The following is an 18,796-nucleotide window of genomic DNA, read 5'->3' as shown; positions in this document are numbered from 1 at the left end:
ATCCGTAAGTTTATGTTCGGCGCTCCACTGATTATTATAATCACCTATATGAAAGCAGATATTTTAAAACCCTCTAGACAGACTATCCTTCGGGAAGCCAAAGATTATGTGATGATCGCCGTAGGTATGATACTATATGGCATCGGATGGACCGTTTTCCTACTCCCCAACGACATTACGACGGGCGGAGTGCCGGGTATTGCATCTATTGTATATTGGGCAACGGGATTCCCGGTACAGTATACATATTTCAGCATTAACTTTTTCTTATTGTTGCTTGCCCTCAAGCTGTTGGGATTAAAGTTCTGTATTAAAACCATTTTCGGAGTATTTACCCTGACTTTCTTCCTTTCCGTTATCCAGCAACTGACCTCCGGCGTCGCCCTTCTTAAGGACCAGCCTTTCATGGCATGCGTCATCGGAGCATCGTTCTGCGGCGGCGGTATCGGAGTCGCCTTCTGCGCCAACGGAAGTACCGGCGGTACGGACATCATTGCCGCTATCATCAACAAGTATCGGGATATCACCTTGGGAAGAGTCATACTGATCTGCGATATGATTATCATTACCTCCAGTTACTTCGTTCTGAAGGATTGGGAGAAAGTAGTATACGGATTTGCAACCCTTTACATTTGCAGTTTCGTCCTCGACCAGGTAGTGAACAGTGCACGTCAGTCCGTCCAGTTCTTCATCATATCCGGCAAGTATGAAGAGATAGGACGACACATCAACGAGTACCCTCATCGTGGAGTAACGATTATCAATGCAACCGGCTTCTATACAGGCAAAGAAGTGAAAATGATGTTTGTACTTGCCAAAAAGCGGGAGTCTACCATCATCTTCCGGCTGATCAAAGATATCGACCCCAACGCATTTGTATCGCAAAGTGCCGTTATCGGAGTTTACGGAGAAGGCTTCGACCACATCAAAGTAAAATAAATAAAGAAACAAGATTGAGAAACATGAAATATAGATCATATCACCTATTACTGGCAGGAATATTCTCTCTGTTAACAACAGGCGCTATGGCCGAAAAAACATCCGATAAACCTTACTGGCAGGATGTACAAGTCGTATCGGTCAATAAAGAATATCCGCGTACCTCTTTCATGACGTACGACAACCGGACAGACGCATTGACCGGAAAGTTTGAGAAAAGCAATTATTATCAATTATTGAACGGCACCTGGAAGTTCTTCTTTGCAGACAGTTACAAAGATCTTCCGGCCAATATCACCGATCCTTCCGTGAACACTGACTCCTGGAATGATATCAAGGTTCCGGGCAACTGGGAAGTACAAGGATATGGAGTGGCCATATACACCAATCACGGTTATGAATTCAAGGCACGCCATCCGCAGCCTCCCATACTTCCGGAAGCCAATCCCGTCGGAGTCTATCGCCGTGATATCGACATCCCTGCCGATTGGCAAGAACGTGATATCTACCTCCACCTCGCCGGAGCCAAATCGGGAGTATATGTATACGTCAACGGACAGGAAGTAGGATACAGCGAGGATTCCAAAAATCCGGCAGAGTTCCTGATCAGCCCATACGTAAAACCGGGCAAGAATGTACTTACACTGAAAATCTTCCGCTGGAGCACCGGATCTTATCTGGAATGTCAGGACTTCTGGCGTATCAGCGGCATTGAACGGGATGTATACCTGTATTCACAGCCCAAAGCTGCCCTGAAGGATTTCCGTGTGAAATCAACTCTGGATGACAGCTATAAGAACGGAGTATTCGCTTTGAACGTTGATTTACGGAATCATCGTCCGGCTGCAACCAATCTTACACTGGTATATGAACTGCTCGACGCTCAGGGAAAAGTAGTTGCCAGCGAAGAGAAGACAACTTATGTCCCCACCAACGAGACACGCACCCTTTCTTTTGACAAGAATCTGGCAGACGTCCGCACATGGACATCGGAACAACCGAACCTCTACAAACTGATGATGACTGTCAAAGAGGACGGCAAAGTCAACGAGATTATTCCTTTCAATGTAGGATTCCGCCGCATCGAGATCAAACCAATCGACCGGAAAGCCGCCAACGGGAAACCTTATGTATGCCTGTTCATCAACGGGCAACCCCTGAAAATGAAAGGAGTCAATATCCACGAGCATAACCCGGAAACAGGACATTACGTCACTGAGGAACTGATGCGCCGGGACCTCGAACTGATGAAACAGCATAATCTGAACAGTGTACGTCTCTGCCATTACCCGCAGGACCGCCGTTTCTATGAACTTTGTGACGAATATGGCCTTTACGTGTACGATGAAGCCAATATCGAAAGCCACGGTATGTATTACGACCTTCGCAAAGGCGGCTCATTAGGCAACAATCCCGAATGGCTGAAACCACATATGGACCGTACGATCAACATGTTCGAACGCAATAAGAACTACCCCAGCGTCACTTTCTGGTCGTTAGGCAATGAAGCCGGAAACGGATACAACTTCTACCAGACGTACCTCTGGCTGAAAGAAGCTGACAAGAACATCATGGAACGCCCCGTAAACTATGAGCGTGCCCAGTGGGAATGGAATACCGATATGTACGTACCGCAATATCCGGGAGCCGACTGGCTGGAAGATATCGGTAAGAATGGCAGCGACCGCCCCGTCGTTCCGTCAGAATATGCGCATGCGATGGGCAACTCTACCGGAAACCTGTGGGGACAATGGCAAGCCATCTACAAATATCCGAACCTTCAGGGAGGATACATCTGGGACTGGGTAGACCAGGGCCTGCTCCAAAAAGACAAGAACGGAAGAGAATACTGGGCTTACGGAGGCGACTTCGGAGTAAATGCCCCCAGCGACGGCAATTTCAACTGCAACGGGCTGGTCAACCCCGACCGTAGTCCGCATCCGGCAATGGCAGAAGTGAAGTATGTACATCAGAACATCGGTTTTGAAGCGATCGATGCCGCATCGGGCAAGTTCAACATAACCAATCGTTTCTATTTCACTAACCTGAAAAAATACCAGATACACTACAGTGTAGTAGCCAACGGAAAAACGGTCAGAAGCGGAAAGGTATCACTGGATATCGCTCCACAAGCCTCGAAAGAGTTTACCGTACCGGTCAATGGTCTGAAGGCCCGTCCGGGAACGGAATATTTCGTTAACTTCAACGTAATAGCGGTAGAGCCGGAACCACTGATTCCCGCAGGATACGAAATCGCATACGATCAGTTCCGTCTGCCTGTCGAAGCCGAAAAGAATACTTATAAAGCAAACGGACCCGCATTGCAGACCCATACCCAAGGAGATGAACTCACTGTTTCTTCTTCAAAAGTAAACTTCGTATTCAATAAGAAGAGCGGCCTGGTCACCTCATACAAAGTGGACGGAACAGAATACTTCAAAGACGGATTCGGCATCCAGCCCAATTTCTGGCGTGCGCCTAACGACAACGATTACGGTAACGGTGCTCCCAAACGCCTCCACGTATGGAAACAGTCCAGCAAAGACTTCCACGTGACAGATACGAAGGTAAGTACAGAAGACAAAGCTGTCCTGTTGCAGGCTACCTATCTCTTGGCAGCCGGCAATCTGTACGTTGTCACCTATAAGATATACCCGAGCGGAGTGGTGAATGTGAATGCCAGATTTACTTCTACCGACATGCAGGCCACCGAGACAGAAGTTTCCGAAGCTACCCGCATGGCTACCTTCACTCCCGGAAGTGATGCAGCCCGCAAAGCTGCTTCCAAGCTGGAAGTTCCCCGCATCGGTGTACGTTTCCGTCTGCCGGCCCGGATGAACAACGTGCAGTATTTTGGCCGTGGTCCGGAAGAGAATTACATCGACCGCAATCATGGAACCATAGTAGGTGTCTATCAGACTACTGCCGACAAGATGTACTTCAACTACGTACGTCCTCAGGAAAACGGGCACCACACGGATACACGCTGGCTCACCCTGTCTCCCAACAAAGGAAGCGGACTTGCCATCGTAGCCGACAGCCTGGTGGGTTTCAACGCTTTGCGCAATTCCATCGAGGATTTCGACTCGGAAGAAGCACTGCCCCACCCCTATCAATGGAATAACTTCAGCCCGGAAGAGGTAGCCAATCACGATGAAAATGCCGCCCGCAACGTATTGCGCAGAATGCATCACGTCAATGACATCATTCCGAGAGACTTCGTCGAAGTTTGTGTCGACATGAAGCAGCAGGGAGTAGGCGGTTATGACAGTTGGGGAGCACGTCCCGAACCTTTCCACCAGATTCCCGCCAACCGCGAATATAACTGGGGATTCACCCTGGTACCGGTTCGCTCGGGCAGTCAGGCTGCCGAAGCCGCCCAATATGATTATCGATAACCTTAGTATAAATTTAAAGAAAAGACTCATGAAAGATTTATCAAGTATTGTAGCTAAGTTCAACACCCAAGGCACTATCACCGAAATCAAGCCTTTGGGAGCAGGACTCATCAATGACACATACAAAGTGAATACACAAGAAGCAGACGCCCCCGACTATGTTCTGCAACGCATCAACCATACCATTTTTCAGAATGTAGAAATGCTTCAAGCCAATATTGCCGCAGTCACCGGACATATCCGCAAGAAACTGACCGAAGCCGGAGAAACAGATATCGACCGCAAAGTTCTCTCTTTCCTCGAAACCGGAGAAGGAAAGACTTACTGGTTCGACGGAGACAGCTACTGGCGTGTCATGGTATTCATCCCGCGTGCCCAAACGTATGAGACCGTAAACCCCGAATATTCCAATTATGCAGGTGAGGCTTTCGGAAACTTCCAGGCTATGCTTGCCGACATTCCGGAAACGCTGGGAGAAACCATCCCTGACTTTCATAACATGGAATTCCGTCTCAAGCAGCTACGTGATGCTGTCGCTGCCAATGCTGCCGGACGAGTAGCCGAAGTACAGTATTATCTGGACGAGATAGAAAAACGTGCGGATGAAATGTGTAAGGCAGAACGCCTGTACCGCGAAGGAAAGCTTCCGAAACGTGTATGCCACTGCGATACGAAAGTGAACAACATGATGTTTGATGAAGACGGAAAAGTACTCTGCGTCATCGATCTGGATACGGTAATGCCAAGCTTCATCTTCTCCGACTACGGCGATTTCCTCCGTACAGGTGCCAATACCGGCGATGAAGATGACAAAGACCTGGATCGTGTAAACTTCAATATGGAGATATTCAAGGCATTCACCAAAGGATATCTGAAAGGTGCCAAGTCTTTCCTCACTCCTATTGAAATAGAGAATCTGCCTTATGCTGCTGCCTTATTCCCTTATATGCAATGCGTACGTTTCCTTGCCGATTACATCAACGGCGATACTTACTACAAAATCAAATATCCCGAACATAATCTGGTTCGTACCAAAGCACAGTTCAAACTACTCCAAAGTGTAGAAGAACATACCCCGGAAATGACCGCATTCATCAACAACTGTCTGAGAAATGAAGAATGAAAAATAAATGTGAGAATGGAGGGGAGTTTATCTGGTAAACACTCCATTCTTCCACTGGTAAATAATGGGACGGCGGAGAAACGGTTTAAGTTTTTCTGCCGTTTCTTTCGACATATAGTCGGGAGTGGACAGAGTGACTGTCAGTTCTGTGTTTTCTTTGCTCAGTTCCACTTTCATCAATAAGATATCTGCCGAACGGGAGGCTTCATCAAATTCATATATGGAAGTGGAGTCGGGAGTTATCAGAAAATCGCTCATGACCGGAAGGGTAATGAATGAATGGTCAGTCAGCAGTTTCCAGTCCGTTGTATAGAAGCGGATGCTACTGTCACATGCCGGAGCACATGCCGTAGCTACTGTACAAATCACGTTTGTCGTATCATTCAAAGCCAATACTTTCATTTGCCAACTGGTTTCCGGTGTCATCTGCATCCGAATATAGTCCTTGCTCAGGTCGGTCATTTCCGATTTCTGTCCGAAGCGGTTTTCCACTTGCGCTTTCATCTTGCTGCTCAGGAAGTCGATGCAGTCTTCACGATTCACCTTCGTAAGTAAGGGACAAAGTGAATCCGGAATATTGATAAAAAAAGTCTTGGCTTCCTGTGCCTGCAGCGAGGTAAAAGAGAACAGACCGATGGCGAAAAATACGATGGCAAGAGTTATCTTATTTGATTTCATATTGTACTTATTATTTAGACCCCAAATATAAGAATATCATTCCGATTAACACGAGGATAAGGTCAATCGCTTTGCTTTTTAAATTCTTTTCACGGAAGAAGAGCGCTCCGAAAATGAAAGACACAATCACACTTCCCCGACGCACCATCGAAACGATGGAAATCATGGAATCGTCATAGCTCAGTGCATAAAAGTAGACAAAGTCCGCTGCCGAAAGGAAAACGGAGATCAGGATGATGGTCCAGTCCCAGCGGAAAGGAGTCGTTGACTTCCGTTTGGGCCACCAGAGGAGGAACACGATGGTTCCCATAATAAAGAGCTGGTAGACATTATACCACGATTGCACCAGCATCGGATTCAGTTGTTTCATCAGAAACTTGTCATACAGTCCGCTGATGGCTCCCATCACTGCCGCCAAGACAATAAAGAGAATCCATTTGTTATGTTTGAAGTCGATTCCTTCTTTCTTACCCGAACGGCTCAACATGAAGAAGGAAGCTACTGCCAGCATTACTCCGATCCATTGGTAAAGATTCAAACGTTCGCCAAATACCAGCATCGCTCCGACAAGCACCATCACGGGACGAGTAGCATTGATGGGCCCCACAATGGTAATAGGCAGGTGCTTCATTCCGAAGTAACCGAATATCCACGATGACAGCACGATAAACGACTTGATGATAATATATTTATGCTGCTCCCACCCTGCAACGGGAACATTAAAAATGGTTCCCCCAAGGATATCAGGCTCGAATGCCGATACCAAAATGAACGGCAGAAAAATCAGACTGGAGAAAAGCGTATTCAAAAACAATACAGGCAACACCGCATTATCTTTCAACGACTGTTTCTTGAATACATCATAAAATCCCAGCAAAGTAGCCGAGAGAAAAGCTAATAATAACCACATGGTGAAATAAGTATTAAGTATCAGGTATTAAGTATTTCTTCCGGATATTCCACATTGACAAGGAAGAGCGCATTTCCCGGAGCGGAAGTTCCGGCTTTGCAACGGTCCCGTTGTTCTATCACTTTGCGAAAACCTTCTACGGTCAGTTTGCCGCGTCCTACCTCGAGCAGTGTTCCTACGATGGCACGCACCATGTTACGGAGAAAGCGGTCGGCACGGATGGTAAATACCCAAGTGGTATCTTCCCCCTCCATCTTTGTCCATTCGGCATGGGAGATGTGGCAGATATTGGTCTTTACGTCCGTATGCAGTTTACTGAAACTTGTAAAATCGATGTATTCGAACAGCGTTCGTGCCGCCTCATTCATGAGGTCATAATCCAATGCCCCGTACACACGGCAACGATACTGACGGTTGAAAGGATATTTGGCAGTCGTCACATAATACTTATACGTCCGGGCAGTCGCATCAAAACGGGCATGCGCATCCGGTTTCACCCGGCGGATACGGTAGACAGAAATATCGGGAGGCAACAGACGGTTCAACTTGTCGGCAACGGTCACTGTATCGAGCACTTCTTCCTGATCAAAATGTGCCACCATCAGCGAGGCATGCACCCCCGCGTCTGTTCGCCCGGCACCTATCACTTCCACATCACGACGCAGAAAAGTAGACAAAGCTTTCATCAAGCATTCCTGCACACTACTCCCGTTGGGTTGTATCTGCCAACCGTGATAGTTGGTTCCATCATAAGCCAAATAAATAAAATACCTTTGCACGCCGATTCCTTATTTTAGGGTTTTCGAGTGCAAAAGTAGTCATTTTTTTCATTCATACGTCGAAGGAGTCGTACCAAATGCATCTACAAAATGTTTGCGGAACGTCGGGATATCATTGTACCCCACCATTTCGGCCACTTCCTGCACCGCATATTGTTTCGTTTTCAACAGCACTCCGGCACGACGCATACGTACACCTCTGATCAGTTCTATAATGGTATAGTCGGTACTTTGCTTCACTTTTCGGTAGAGAGTGGGCTGGCTCATATTCATTTCCGCTGCCAGTTTCTTCACACTGAAGTCCGCCTCGCAAATATTCTCTTCTACAATTTTGATAACGGCTGTGATAAACGGATCTTCCGTCTTCACTTCCTCACCCGTCTGTTCCTGCTCGTTCGCGGCAATCGTATCTGTTCCCGGCAACTTGAACAATTTCGTATACATCTGCTTCAATGTCTGGCGACCGTTAATCAGATTACTGACTTTCGCTTTCAGAATGCCCGGAGTAAAAGGTTTAAGCACATAATCATCCGCACCCAACTCTAATCCGCGAATAATGTCATCATCCTCCACCTTCGCTGTCAGCATAATAAAAGGAATACTGCATGTTTCCGGATTCTCCTTTACCTCACGGCAACATTCAAAGCCGTCTTTAACCGGCATCATAACATCACTGATAATCAAATCGGGCATCTCCTTGATTGCCATATCTACCCCCTCCTGACCATTCGTTGCCATCAGCAGGTTATATTCATTGCCAAACAGCACTTTCAGATAGAGGCGGATATCTTTATGGTCTTCTACAATCAATATCGTCTTTTTATTTCCACCCACTGCAGAGGGTGCTGCTTCTTCAGGCGTCTCCTCCGTAAAAAGTGGTAATTGCTGATCTTGTTTTACTTCTGTATCCTCTATTATCACCTCCTGTTTCGATGGTTCTTCAGCCGATGCCGGCTCTGCCACATCCGGCAGTTCCTCCGGATCGGTAAACTGAATATTCGGGTTATTTTCGAAGACAGCTCTGTCGACAGGAAGATTCACCGTCACTTTCGTACCTTTTCCTTCGGCACTTTCAAGAGCAATCGTTCCCAAATGCGCTTCCACCATCTGCTGCATGATAGTGAATCCTAATTGTGCAGCTGATAAATCATGCCCCAATCCCTCATCCTCTCTCATCAGTTGTTCGGCGGTTCTCACTTTTTCTTTTCCATTATCTTCTATTACCAGACTGACATAATGCCTGTTGTCACTTACGATCTCACAGACAGATAAGGAAACGACTCCTGCATAATGCGTATGAGTGAAAGCATTCGTCAGCAGATTATGAATAATAAATTCGACCTTCTTTTTATCCACATAGAATTCCGTCTCCTTCTTGATTCTCTTCTCGCAATGAAAATCAATGGTGTATGCCTTCAACAGATCTCGGATACCCAAAAGAGAACTGTCGATCATCTTGTCTACCGAATACGGAGCAACCTTCAGTTTTTCTTCCAGATCTCCCTGTCCATATACCGACATTAGCTGGTCGCAAGCATCCACCATACGAAGTGAATTCCGGTATGCCACTTGCAGAGAAAATTTCGAAATCTGAAAGTTATCTTTCTGCAAATCCTTCAGCGGAGCGATGATAAGCGACAACGGAGTACGCAGTTCCTGCACAAACAGCATAAGCAAGCGGTTCCTCATCGCTTCTATCTCTTTCTTCTGCTCCCGCTTCAACTTTTCCATGTTTAGGTTTTCCTTCAATATCATCTCCCGATCGCGATGCATCTGTTTACGCTGATCCCTCTTTCTGAAATAGCCATAGAAGAAATAAGATAATCCGAGCAGTAACAAACCATATATGATATAAGCCCATATCGTCTGATACCACTTGCCCTTCACTACGAGAGGAATCTCGATCAACTCTCCCTCTTTTCCATCCGGGAAAACAAGTTTTGCTTGCAAAGTATATTTTCCGGCAGACAATCCATTGAACCACAAACCTTCCGCAAGTGGTATCATCTTCCAGTCTTTATCCACTGGAAGCAGACGATAGGCAATTTTGCGCTGTGCCAGTCCGTAGCGCAAGTCGGAGAAGTACAAATGAAAATCATTATTATCGGAAGCGAACGCCAGCTTCTCCTGCCTTTCCGGAGAAACAGACAGAATTATCTGCCCGTTCCGTTTCTCTCCGGCCAGCACTGTTTCTCCGCCGACTTCCACGTCCGTCAGCATCAGATGCTTCTTGCCGCTGTCTCCTTTCGTAGCAGACGGATCAAAGAAAATCAGTCCCCACGAATTCGCCCATAGCAAGCGCCCATCATTCAAACGGCATACCGCACTACAGTTTCCCGCTGACAGATAATTATAGAAAGCTTCCTGTCCGTTTCTGATTGTCATCACGCCGACATTGTTTCCTGCCCAGGTATTTCCGATATGATCATCGACCATACAACTGACGTGTCCGTTTGTCAATCCGTTCCGCAGGGTATAAACCGATTCTATTTTTTCTTTTTCTCTTCCGTCGATGCGGACAACGACATTCAGATAAGCCGCATAAATCTGATTATAATTATTCACATAGATGGTACGGACACCGGCTTCCTCCAACCCGTTCTCCTTTTCGTAGTTTCCTTCCACCCGTATCTGGTTACCGGTCGTTTCAATCCTCTTCAGTCCTTTGTCTGTACCGATCCACACATTACCTTCCTTATCTTCGGCTACTGCAAATACACTCTTGATTTCACCGGGCAGTCTTATACTCTTACATCCGTGAGTTTTCGGGTCAACCTGTATCAATCCATTCGAAGTACCTACCCACAAACGGTTCCAGGAGTCCAGGCAGAAACAATGAATAATTGTTTCCATTTTCCCGCCTTCGCTGTTTTTCAATTGAAAAGTTTCTATGCCTTCCGTAAGCGGATTGACAACGACTACTTCTCCGAAATTATTGCCCAGCCAGATATTTCCGTTCCTACCTTTATATATATGGTAATGCCCGGAGAAACCGGGCCCTTTTTTCCAAGGCTCAAAATGTGTATCCATCGAAAGCATCGGAGTAGTACTTCTCATAATGCCCCCGTCAGTCACCGTCAGCCAGACATATCCTTTCAAATCTTCAACTATACCGTCTACTCTGGACTTAAAAATCTGCCGCACCCGGCTATACATACTATCGCTGATATCAAATTTCACCACTCCGCCACCAAAGGTACCCACCCAGAGAATCTGCTGTTTATTATCCCATAGCAGACTGGTCATCTTATTTTCAATTCTCGAATGGAATGCTTTCTCATTCTGCGTCAATAGTGTCAAAGTAAACGGACTCTCACACAAATACTGGTTCTCAAAATGCAATTTGTATAATCCGTCCCAAGTAGTCAGATAAAATGTCTGCTTATCTTTCATCACCATATCCGTGACATATGAATTGGAGAAATCCGACTGATCACCTCCTTCGAGAGAGATCACCCGTTCCTTATGCGTTTTAAGGTCATAACATACAATGTCATTCCATAATCTGCAAATCCACAAATATCCCTGCCGCAAAAAGAGTCTGTTCACTACATTATATTCTCTGATCAGAGCACTCTTTTTCGTTACAAAATCATAATGCATCACCTTTTCACGATCAACAGAAAAATACAGATTTGTTTTTCCGTCCGTACAAAGATTGGCAACTTTCCCTTTTATCAAAGGTTCGGGATTCAATGTACAGAGTACAAAATCATCTTTTCCTTCTTTCTTACGGATGGGATGTGATTCAAACAATCCTTGCGAAGTAGCCAGATACAAGTTTCCGTCATACCAACAAAAATCATGAATCTCTTTAAGTTTCAATGGCCGGTCAAAACGTACAGGCAAATATTTTTCAATCTCTTTGTCAAAACAAGTCATTCCTCCCTGATAAAGTAAAGCATAATATAAACCGTCGGGAGCTTCCTTCAGCGTTTTTACAGCCTGATGCAGAGGAACAGAGAGAGAGTCGATGCTCATAATAAGGGGATAATCACGGAATCTGAAGCCGTCATAACGGGAGATTCCCTTATCGGTGGAGAACCACATAAAGCCTTCGCTTCCATAACAAACATGATAAATTGTATTATTTCCGACTCCGTTTTTAATGACTAGCGGTTCCAGGTCCCAGTGGATATCTATAGAGTATGTCGGGAGAAAACCCGTCAGCAGTAGCAACAGAAAGAAGAACTTCCTCATATCTTAATTGTATTTTGTTTATGTGTATTGGCAGATAAAGATAGATAATTTAATCATTAGCAAACCGTATAACAACTGTTTTTTAGCAATAATTCACAATAAAATAAAAGCCCGCCGATCCGTAAAAGAATCGGCGGGGCTCCTCATTGTTTGTTTCTTAATTGTCTGAATGACTAAAGCGATACTATTGTTTGCTGTTTGGTTCCTCTTTTAGTTTGATGGAATCTCCTTGCACGGCGCAAGGAGTCCTCTTATATAGTTGTATATATTGTAACGTAATACCTAAAATCAATCAATTAGTGTAGTATTTTAATTGGCTGCTTTGGAAAGAGTAAAGCTATAAGTTCCCTGATTGTTTTTAAAGTTGTAATTGCCTTTAAAGTTTACCGGAACCTTTACGAGACAATTGTTCTGGTCGCTCACACGGAAATAAAGATAAGAAGTTGAACTGAATACGCTGCTGCCTTCGGCAGTGGTAGATAAAGAAGCTCCGTAACCTTGCCAGTTGAACAGATCAGTTGAAGAAGAATATGTAGTACCTATATAGTATACGGCATCTTTATCTATATTAAAGTTGAGTGAAACACACAATGCGAATTGTTCTACGAAAGCACCGCTTCTGGTACGGGCCTGATATTCGGCGGTCATCTTTACTTCTTTTCTGTCACTACCTGTACCGTAGTATCCTTCGGAAGTTTCAGATTCACAGTTACGAACCGTATTTCCGTTCTGACGAGGTGCTTCAAGTACACTTGCCATTTCTTCTGCAGTCACAGAAGGTACATCGCCTACTTTTGAATCAGTAGTTGCAGTTTGTATACCATATAAAGATATCATGGATTCAAAGCTTGAAGAGTTGTCTTCAAAACTATCACTTTCAGCATTAGAACATGCTACAAAAGTTAATGCCAATACACATGCGAAAAAGAATTTAATTGATTTCATATTAGTTCCTCCTAATTATTACTTGTTTGTTTAACTTGCTTGCGAATTGTTGTTTGCCAGTTCGCGGTCATTTTACACTTCTTATTGTTTATTTGCTCATGTTCCTTAGGAGGGAATCTTTAAACTTAAGTTGTCTTATTTGTCTTTCCTTATTTGTTTGTACATTGCAAACATAGGTGTTTTATTCAATAGAAAAAACTTTTTAGAAGGAAAAATGAATGAATTACCACTCTTTAACGAAGGGAATACAGCTTATTCAAGCGTTTGAATAAGATATGCAAGTATTAAAACACCACTCATCTGCAAATCATTCAAAACAGGCGATAAAAACACCATCTATCACCCATGAATTATACACCACCTATAAAAGAATGATTTACCACTTCACTTATTAATTTCCATTGCAAGCGAAGAAAAGAAAGATGAATCCACCAATTAACGTCTATTCAGATAACAGCTACTTTTGTAGCATCAACAAACAAAACCCATCATGCGATGAAAAAGAAAAGAATCTTATTTTTGTTCGTTACCTTGTTTGCTTCTACCTTATTATATAGCCAGGTAGTCGGAGTGAAAACGAATCTTGTAATGGACGCGATGAAAATGATCAATCTCGGAGCCGAAGTCGGTCTGAGTAAGAAGTTAACTCTGGACTTGTATGCCAACTATAATCCGTGGAAATACAAAGATCAGAAGATGATGAAGATGCTCGCCATCCAGCCGGAACTCCGCTACTGGTTCTGCGACAAGTTCAACGGACATTTCGTGGGATTCCATGTACATGGAGGCGTTTATCAGGCTGCCGCCATCAATATGCCCTGGGGCATCTGGCCGGAACTGGAAGACCACCGCTTCAAAGGACACTTCTATGGTGCAGGCATTTCCTACGGTTACCAGTGGATTCTCGCCAAGCATTGGAATCTGGAAGGAAATATCGGTGTAGGTTATGCACGTGTCAAGTACGAGCAGTTCGAATGCAAGACATGCGGTGAGAAAGTAAGCGAAGGACATAAAAACTATGTAGGTCCTACAAAAGCTGCTATCAGTTTAATCTATTTATTCTAAAACAAAACAAATATGAAAAAGATATTATGCATACTCTTCTGCCTGCTGCCTGTATTGGGCGGGAAAGCGCAGACACTCTACAGAGATCAGGTGCGTATAGAAAAAGAATCTATCACGCGTAATGAAGATAATAATGTGCTAAGCATCGATATGGATATCGTGATGCAGGAAAATCTGAAACTCTCCTCCAATCATGTAGCTACACTCACTCCATTTCTCGAATCAAACGGACGTACCAAGATATTGCCGTCTATCGTAGTTTACGGACGCAAACGTGAAATAGTAAATCGCCGCAATAATATAACTCCGACTCCGGAGAGCATTTACAGCACCATCCGTCGTAAACATAACAAAGAGCAGATTGTAAACTACCGGCAACAATTTCAGTTCGAAGCATGGATGCGCGATGCGGAAATGAAACTGAATATTGATGTATGCGGCTGCTGCGACCTGCAAGAGGAGACCGGTGGTGAATTAATCACCCGTCTGAACATTTCACCCCTGCAGATACAGCCGTCCATTTCTTATATCACCCCACAGGCAGAAGCCGTGAAGCACCGTGCCATCGAAGGAAGTGCCTTCCTTGATTTCCCGGTCAACAAGACTATCATTTATCCGGAGTATCGCCGTAACACAGCAGAGCTGGCCAAAATACGTGCTACCATTGACAGTGTACGCAATGATGACAAGACTACACTTAGCAGTATAAGAATTCACGGTTATGCGTCACCGGAAGGCAGTTATGCCAACAATACCCGACTGGCGAAAGGTCGTACACAGGCATTGGTAGATTATGTGACCAGTTATTACAAGTTCGATACGAAACTGATTACTTCCGAATATACTTCCGAAGACTGGGACGGATTCCGCAAGTTTATCGTGGCATCTTCATTGGAGAAGAAAGACGATATCTTGAAACTGATGGATGATTCCACGTTGGATATAGACAAGAAAGAACGTCAAATCGCCCAATTGGCAGGTCCGCAAACCTATAAATACATATTGGAAGAATGTTATCCGGCTTTGCGCCATTCAGATTACACGGTCAACTATACCGTGCGCGGATTCAATCTTGAAGAGACCAAAGAGATTATCAAGACACGTCCGCAACTGTTGAGCCTGCAGGAAATTTACCGGATCGCAGAAAGTTGCCAGCCGGGAAGCGAAGAGTTCAACCATTCATTCCAAGTAGCAGCCACCATGTTCCCGGACGATCCTATTGCCAACCTGAACGCAGGGGCCATGGAGATTCAAAAAGGCGGCGACCTGACAGCAGCCAAGAAGCATCTCGCCAAAGCTGATCAGAAAGCAGCAGAAACACAGAATAACCTGGGAGTCATCGCTCTGCTGGAAGGCAACTATGATGCAGCGGAGAAATATTTCAATGCAGCCAAAGCAGCCGGTCTTGCTACTCAGGCTGACGCAAACTTGAAAGAATTAAAAAGAAAGAAGAATTATCCCACAAAATAATAAGACACAGACAAGTTTTGTTTTTACCCCAATAATTTTATTATTAATAATTTAAAACCCAAAAACAAACAGGAACGCACCACCTGAGAAGGCAGTGCGTTTTTTATATTATATCATTGGTTTAACAATCTCTACTTTTAAACCAAGCGCATCAATGATACGAAAGAAAAGTCCAACTCCCGGCTCAATAGCCCCTTTCTCAATTCTGGATATATAGGATTTGTCAGTACCTACTTTCTCAGCCAATTGAGCTTGTGTCATTCTTTCCTGCTTTCGTGCATCATAAATCAACTGTCCCACACAATAAGAGTATGCCTCTTTACGAAACTCCTCCCTCTCCGGTGAGCCTACTTTGCCGTATAGTTTATCTAATACAGCATCCATACTTCCAACGTTAGGGTTTACTTGCATAATATTCATTTTTAAGTTTCACTGCCTTTTCAATCTCACTTTCGGGCGTCTTCTGTGTTTTTTTCTGAAAGCCATTAAACAGCATCACGATATTACCTTCATCAAAAATAAAAAAAGCCCGGTAAATATTTCCATTGTGCCCTGCTCTTAACTCATACACACCATCACGGACTAACTTCACAAAGTTTTTATTTAACCGCTGTTGAGTTTTAAGCATATCAAGTACATAAGCAATTTTTTTCTTTGCGCCATCATCTAATGACATAAAGAAGTCTATAAAGTATTTTTTATAATATAGAATTTCTCTTTCGCTATTCATCATACAAATATAGTCAAAGTTTACATATATAACAACTTGCAATTCTCTTATTTATAGCATTTAACACTCACCAACATGAATATTCATAGTGTGCATTTTTTATATTCAGATGATTCAGCCTCTTCAGCCACACTCCACAACCGCCTGCCAACGGGCAAAAGCGGCTGAAAGCACCCATCGAAAATGACACCTTCCGGCCTTCAGCCCCTTCAGCCGAAAAATCACCGGAGCGTCGGCTGATCTCTGGATGTCCCGTAAAATCCGGGGACAGGCACATAGATCGGCTGATTGCGCAGACCAATATTCTGCAACTTACCTTCCCGGCAAATTCTCCGGATATGAATCATAGCCGTAGAACGCAACATGCCGCACAATGCCTGGAAGTCGCTGCGCTGCATCATCTGATGTGTACTGAAATATCCCTTCAGCAACATGTCAATTTCCACTTCCGACAGTTTGGCTGAATGAAAATTCTTCTTCAGCTGCTTTACCTTAATTAATCCGATTGAGTTTTTCAATTTCTGATCCGAGCGAAAGCGGATCGCTTTCAACTTTATTTTCATATTCCGGCGTGGGGTATCGGCAGCGATCTCTTCCGTAGCAGTCAGCGTGGGATAAAAATACCCGATGCCGTCCAGATGGATCTGCCGTCCTTCGCCCAATTCCTCTCCCATTACTTGCGAAAGCGCATCCAGCACTGCCCTCACATCTACCTCGTTCAGCGTGCAGCGGGATTGAATCTTACTCCTGATTTCGTCCGTATCGACCTGACCATTGTAAGCAATACGAGGATGGAATCTTTTTTTCTTCGGTTGGTCCGGTGATACCGGATTCTCATACCAGTCAAATAATATAGCCATAGCTTTTCTTTTATATAAGTACTTCTGATCTGTTATTCCTATAGAAACTTCCGATGAAAGAAGCCTCATCTTCAACGGCTAACGAACTATGACTGCCCGGCTAATGGAGATTAGCCGATTGACTAATGAAGGATAGCTGTTCAGCTAATCTTCATTAGCCTCTGATGTTTGCGGCTCCAAAGTTATAACATAAAGGCAGGAAAACCTAATGTTTCCTACGCTATTTCATAAACAGAAGTACTTGGAAGATTCTTGCGGAAACACTTGCAAACCCCTATCCTCAGATGGTAACTTTGATGCACGAAACTTATAAAAAACAACAGATATGATGGAAAAAGTAACCCAAATGATTGCCATGCTGATAAAGGCGTGGAAAACAGAGAACGTATTTATGCCAAACGCCGCAGCCATTACCGGCAGCACTGAAGTCAAATCTCCGGAAGCCCCTCCCCTGCCGGCAGCACCGGAACCCCCCGTCCCCGCTATGCCCGAAGCGAAGCAGCAGCCCTCCAATGGTTCCGCCTGCCTGACGGAGCGGGTAAACTCCTTTTTGCGGGCCAACTATGACTTCCGCTACAACCGACTGACGGAAGAAACCGAATTTCGCCCATTAAGCGGAACCAACAAAGAATTCCGTCCCATCGGGAAACGTGAACTGAACACGCTCTGCATGGAAGCTCATGCGGAAGGTATCTCCTGCTGGGATAAAGATGTGAGCCGCTACATCTATTCCACTCAGATCGGAGAGTACCATCCCTTCCGGCTTTACATGGACGAACTGCCTCCCTGGGACGGCATCGACCGATTGACTCCGCTTGCCCGGCGTGTATCTGCCCTGCCCTTATGGATAAAGGGATTCCACACATGGATGCTGGGACTTGCCGCCCAATGGACAGGAAAAACGGGCGTCCATGCCAACAGCGTAGCCCCCATCCTGATAAGTGCTGAACAGGGACGGATGAAGTCAACTTTCTGCAAGTCTCTGATGCCCAGAGTGCTGCAACGTTACTATATGGACAATCTGAAACTGACATCAGAAGGACAGGCAGAACGGCTTCTATCAGAAATGGGACTCATCAATCTGGATGAATTCGACAAATATGCGGAAAAGAAGATGCCGCTTCTGAAAAATCTGATGCAGATGTCGAGCCTCCACGTCTGCAAAGCTTACCAACGTAATTTTCGGGACTTGCCACGTATCGCTTCTTTTATCGGAACTTCGAACCGTTTCGATCTGATGAGTGATCCGACAGGCAGCCGTCGTTTCTTCTGTGTGGAAGTAGAAAAGCCGATAGATTGTGAGGGAATCGAGCACGAACAGATTTTTGCCCAACTGAAGGCGGAGCTTGCCGACGGGCATCCGTATTGGTTCAGCAAAGAAACGGAGCGGGAAATTCAACAGAACAATGCTCCCTTTTATCGCACCAGCTCAGCCGAAGATGTATTTTTCAGTTGTTTCCGCATGGATGCCTCGGCAGAAGAGAAATATTTGCAACTTTCCGCAGCCGACATTTATAAAGAACTGAAGAAACGGAATGCCGCCGCTCTACGAGGTTTCAATCCGAACCACCTGGCACAAGTCTTAATAAAACTAGGAGTAGAACGGAAGCACACGGAATACGGAAATGTATATTTGGTGGTACGCCGATAAGTCAATTTTAACATCCCGGCTGAAAGCACTGAAAGCAATATTTTTTAT

General features: G+C 44.8%; 14 protein-coding genes. 6 read left to right on the top strand and 8 right to left on the bottom strand.

Annotation, left to right across the window (positions count from 1 at the left end):
- Positions 1-48 precede the first annotated feature (48 nt).
- From K6V30_RS09800 to K6V30_RS09790, 3 genes are read left to right on the top strand one after another with little or no spacing between them, the layout of a single operon-like run.
- Positions 49-939: a YitT family protein gene (locus tag K6V30_RS09800; RefSeq protein ID WP_010536847.1), complete on the top strand. Its 891-nt coding sequence runs from the start codon at positions 49-51 to the stop codon at positions 937-939.
- A gap of 23 nt (positions 940-962) precedes the next feature.
- The gene (locus K6V30_RS09795) at positions 963-4,337 is read left to right on the top strand and encodes a glycoside hydrolase family 2 TIM barrel-domain containing protein (RefSeq protein ID WP_055270302.1); all 3,375 of its coding nucleotides are present in this window, start codon (positions 963-965) and stop codon (positions 4,335-4,337) included.
- A 28-nt stretch (positions 4,338-4,365) separates the two neighbouring features.
- Complete coding sequence (locus K6V30_RS09790; RefSeq protein WP_022302096.1) at positions 4,366-5,460, top strand: phosphotransferase enzyme family protein; 1,095 nt, start codon at positions 4,366-4,368, stop codon at positions 5,458-5,460.
- 27 nt (positions 5,461-5,487) lie between these two features.
- Here the strand turns inward: K6V30_RS09790 and K6V30_RS09785 are convergent, their stop codons facing one another.
- The 5 genes from K6V30_RS09785 to K6V30_RS09765 form a co-directional block, all read right to left on the bottom strand.
- Complete coding sequence (locus tag K6V30_RS09785; RefSeq protein ID WP_022302095.1) at positions 5,488-6,138, bottom strand: DUF3256 family protein; 651 nt, start codon at positions 6,136-6,138, stop codon at positions 5,488-5,490.
- Between the two features lie 10 nt (positions 6,139-6,148).
- A complete protein-coding gene (locus K6V30_RS09780; RefSeq protein ID WP_010536843.1) occupies positions 6,149-7,048 on the bottom strand; it encodes a DMT family transporter in 900 nt (299 codons plus the stop codon).
- 20 nt (positions 7,049-7,068) lie between these two features.
- Positions 7,069-7,827 carry a tRNA pseudouridine(38-40) synthase TruA gene (truA, locus tag K6V30_RS09775; protein WP_022302094.1) on the bottom strand — a complete coding sequence of 253 codons (759 nt, stop codon included), beginning with the start codon at positions 7,825-7,827 and terminating at the stop codon, positions 7,069-7,071.
- Positions 7,828-7,875: 48 nt separating this feature from the next.
- The gene (locus K6V30_RS09770; protein ID WP_070612477.1) at positions 7,876-12,027 is read right to left on the bottom strand and encodes a response regulator; all 4,152 of its coding nucleotides are present in this window, start codon (positions 12,025-12,027) and stop codon (positions 7,876-7,878) included.
- Between the two features lie 309 nt (positions 12,028-12,336).
- Positions 12,337-12,972: a DUF5033 domain-containing protein gene (locus K6V30_RS09765; RefSeq protein WP_224207285.1), complete on the bottom strand. Its 636-nt coding sequence runs from the start codon at positions 12,970-12,972 to the stop codon at positions 12,337-12,339.
- 495 nt (positions 12,973-13,467) lie between these two features.
- Here K6V30_RS09765 and K6V30_RS09760 point away from each other — a divergent pair, with 495 nt between their 5' ends.
- Both K6V30_RS09760 and K6V30_RS09755 read left to right on the top strand, forming a co-directional pair.
- Positions 13,468-14,037, top strand: a complete 570-nt coding sequence (locus K6V30_RS09760) for a DUF3575 domain-containing protein (RefSeq protein ID WP_022302092.1) — start codon at positions 13,468-13,470, stop codon at positions 14,035-14,037.
- 12 nt (positions 14,038-14,049) lie between these two features.
- Positions 14,050-15,507 (top strand): DUF3868 domain-containing protein, encoded by a 1,458-nt coding sequence (locus tag K6V30_RS09755; RefSeq protein ID WP_010536838.1) that lies wholly within the window; start codon positions 14,050-14,052, stop codon positions 15,505-15,507.
- Positions 15,508-15,615: 108 nt separating this feature from the next.
- Here the strand turns inward: K6V30_RS09755 and K6V30_RS09750 are convergent, their stop codons facing one another.
- From K6V30_RS09750 to K6V30_RS09740, 3 genes are all read right to left on the bottom strand, one after another.
- The gene (locus K6V30_RS09750; protein WP_055270350.1) at positions 15,616-15,918 is read right to left on the bottom strand and encodes a helix-turn-helix domain-containing protein; all 303 of its coding nucleotides are present in this window, start codon (positions 15,916-15,918) and stop codon (positions 15,616-15,618) included.
- Positions 15,902-16,237 (bottom strand): type II toxin-antitoxin system RelE/ParE family toxin, encoded by a 336-nt coding sequence (locus K6V30_RS09745; protein WP_055270346.1) that lies wholly within the window; start codon positions 16,235-16,237, stop codon positions 15,902-15,904. The genes K6V30_RS09750 and K6V30_RS09745 overlap by 17 nt, the downstream gene beginning before the upstream one ends.
- A gap of 221 nt (positions 16,238-16,458) precedes the next feature.
- Complete coding sequence (locus K6V30_RS09740; RefSeq protein ID WP_010536836.1) at positions 16,459-17,097, bottom strand: HU family DNA-binding protein; 639 nt, start codon at positions 17,095-17,097, stop codon at positions 16,459-16,461.
- A gap of 391 nt (positions 17,098-17,488) precedes the next feature.
- Here K6V30_RS09740 and K6V30_RS09735 point away from each other — a divergent pair, with 391 nt between their 5' ends.
- A complete protein-coding gene (locus tag K6V30_RS09735; RefSeq protein ID WP_371441454.1) occupies positions 17,489-18,748 on the top strand; it encodes a DUF3874 domain-containing protein in 1,260 nt (419 codons plus the stop codon).
- Positions 18,749-18,796: the final 48 nt, after the last annotated feature.

Source organism: Bacteroides faecis, assembly GCF_020091505.1.
Taxonomy (GTDB): domain Bacteria; phylum Bacteroidota; class Bacteroidia; order Bacteroidales; family Bacteroidaceae; genus Bacteroides; species Bacteroides faecis.
The sequence above is the reverse complement of the archived record's forward strand: the minus strand, read 5'-3'. Positions and strand labels throughout refer to the sequence as shown.

Bases quoted from the DNA above. Each gene is read 5' to 3' on its own strand.
- K6V30_RS09770 (WP_070612477.1), bottom strand. From the start codon at position 12,027: ATGAGGAAGTTCTTCTTTCTGTTGCTACTGCTGACGGGTTTTCTCCCG.
- K6V30_RS09750 (WP_055270350.1), bottom strand. From the start codon at position 15,918: ATGCAAGTAAACCCTAACGTTGGAAGTATGGATGCTGTATTAGATAAA.
- K6V30_RS09785 (WP_022302095.1), bottom strand. From the start codon at position 6,138: ATGAAATCAAATAAGATAACTCTTGCCATCGTATTTTTCGCCATCGGT.
- K6V30_RS09755 (WP_010536838.1), top strand. From the start codon at position 14,050: ATGAAAAAGATATTATGCATACTCTTCTGCCTGCTGCCTGTATTGGGC.
- K6V30_RS09735 (WP_371441454.1), top strand. From the start codon at position 17,489: ATGCCAAACGCCGCAGCCATTACCGGCAGCACTGAAGTCAAATCTCCG.
- K6V30_RS09790 (WP_022302096.1), top strand. From the start codon at position 4,366: ATGAAAGATTTATCAAGTATTGTAGCTAAGTTCAACACCCAAGGCACT.
- K6V30_RS09745 (WP_055270346.1), bottom strand. From the start codon at position 16,237: ATGAATAGCGAAAGAGAAATTCTATATTATAAAAAATACTTTATAGAC.
- K6V30_RS09765 (WP_224207285.1), bottom strand. From the start codon at position 12,972: ATGAAATCAATTAAATTCTTTTTCGCATGTGTATTGGCATTAACTTTT.
- K6V30_RS09800 (WP_010536847.1), top strand. From the start codon at position 49: ATGAAAGCAGATATTTTAAAACCCTCTAGACAGACTATCCTTCGGGAA.
- K6V30_RS09795 (WP_055270302.1), top strand. From the start codon at position 963: ATGAAATATAGATCATATCACCTATTACTGGCAGGAATATTCTCTCTG.
- K6V30_RS09760 (WP_022302092.1), top strand. From the start codon at position 13,468: ATGAAAAAGAAAAGAATCTTATTTTTGTTCGTTACCTTGTTTGCTTCT.
- K6V30_RS09740 (WP_010536836.1), bottom strand. From the start codon at position 17,097: ATGGCTATATTATTTGACTGGTATGAGAATCCGGTATCACCGGACCAA.
- K6V30_RS09780 (WP_010536843.1), bottom strand. From the start codon at position 7,048: ATGTGGTTATTATTAGCTTTTCTCTCGGCTACTTTGCTGGGATTTTAT.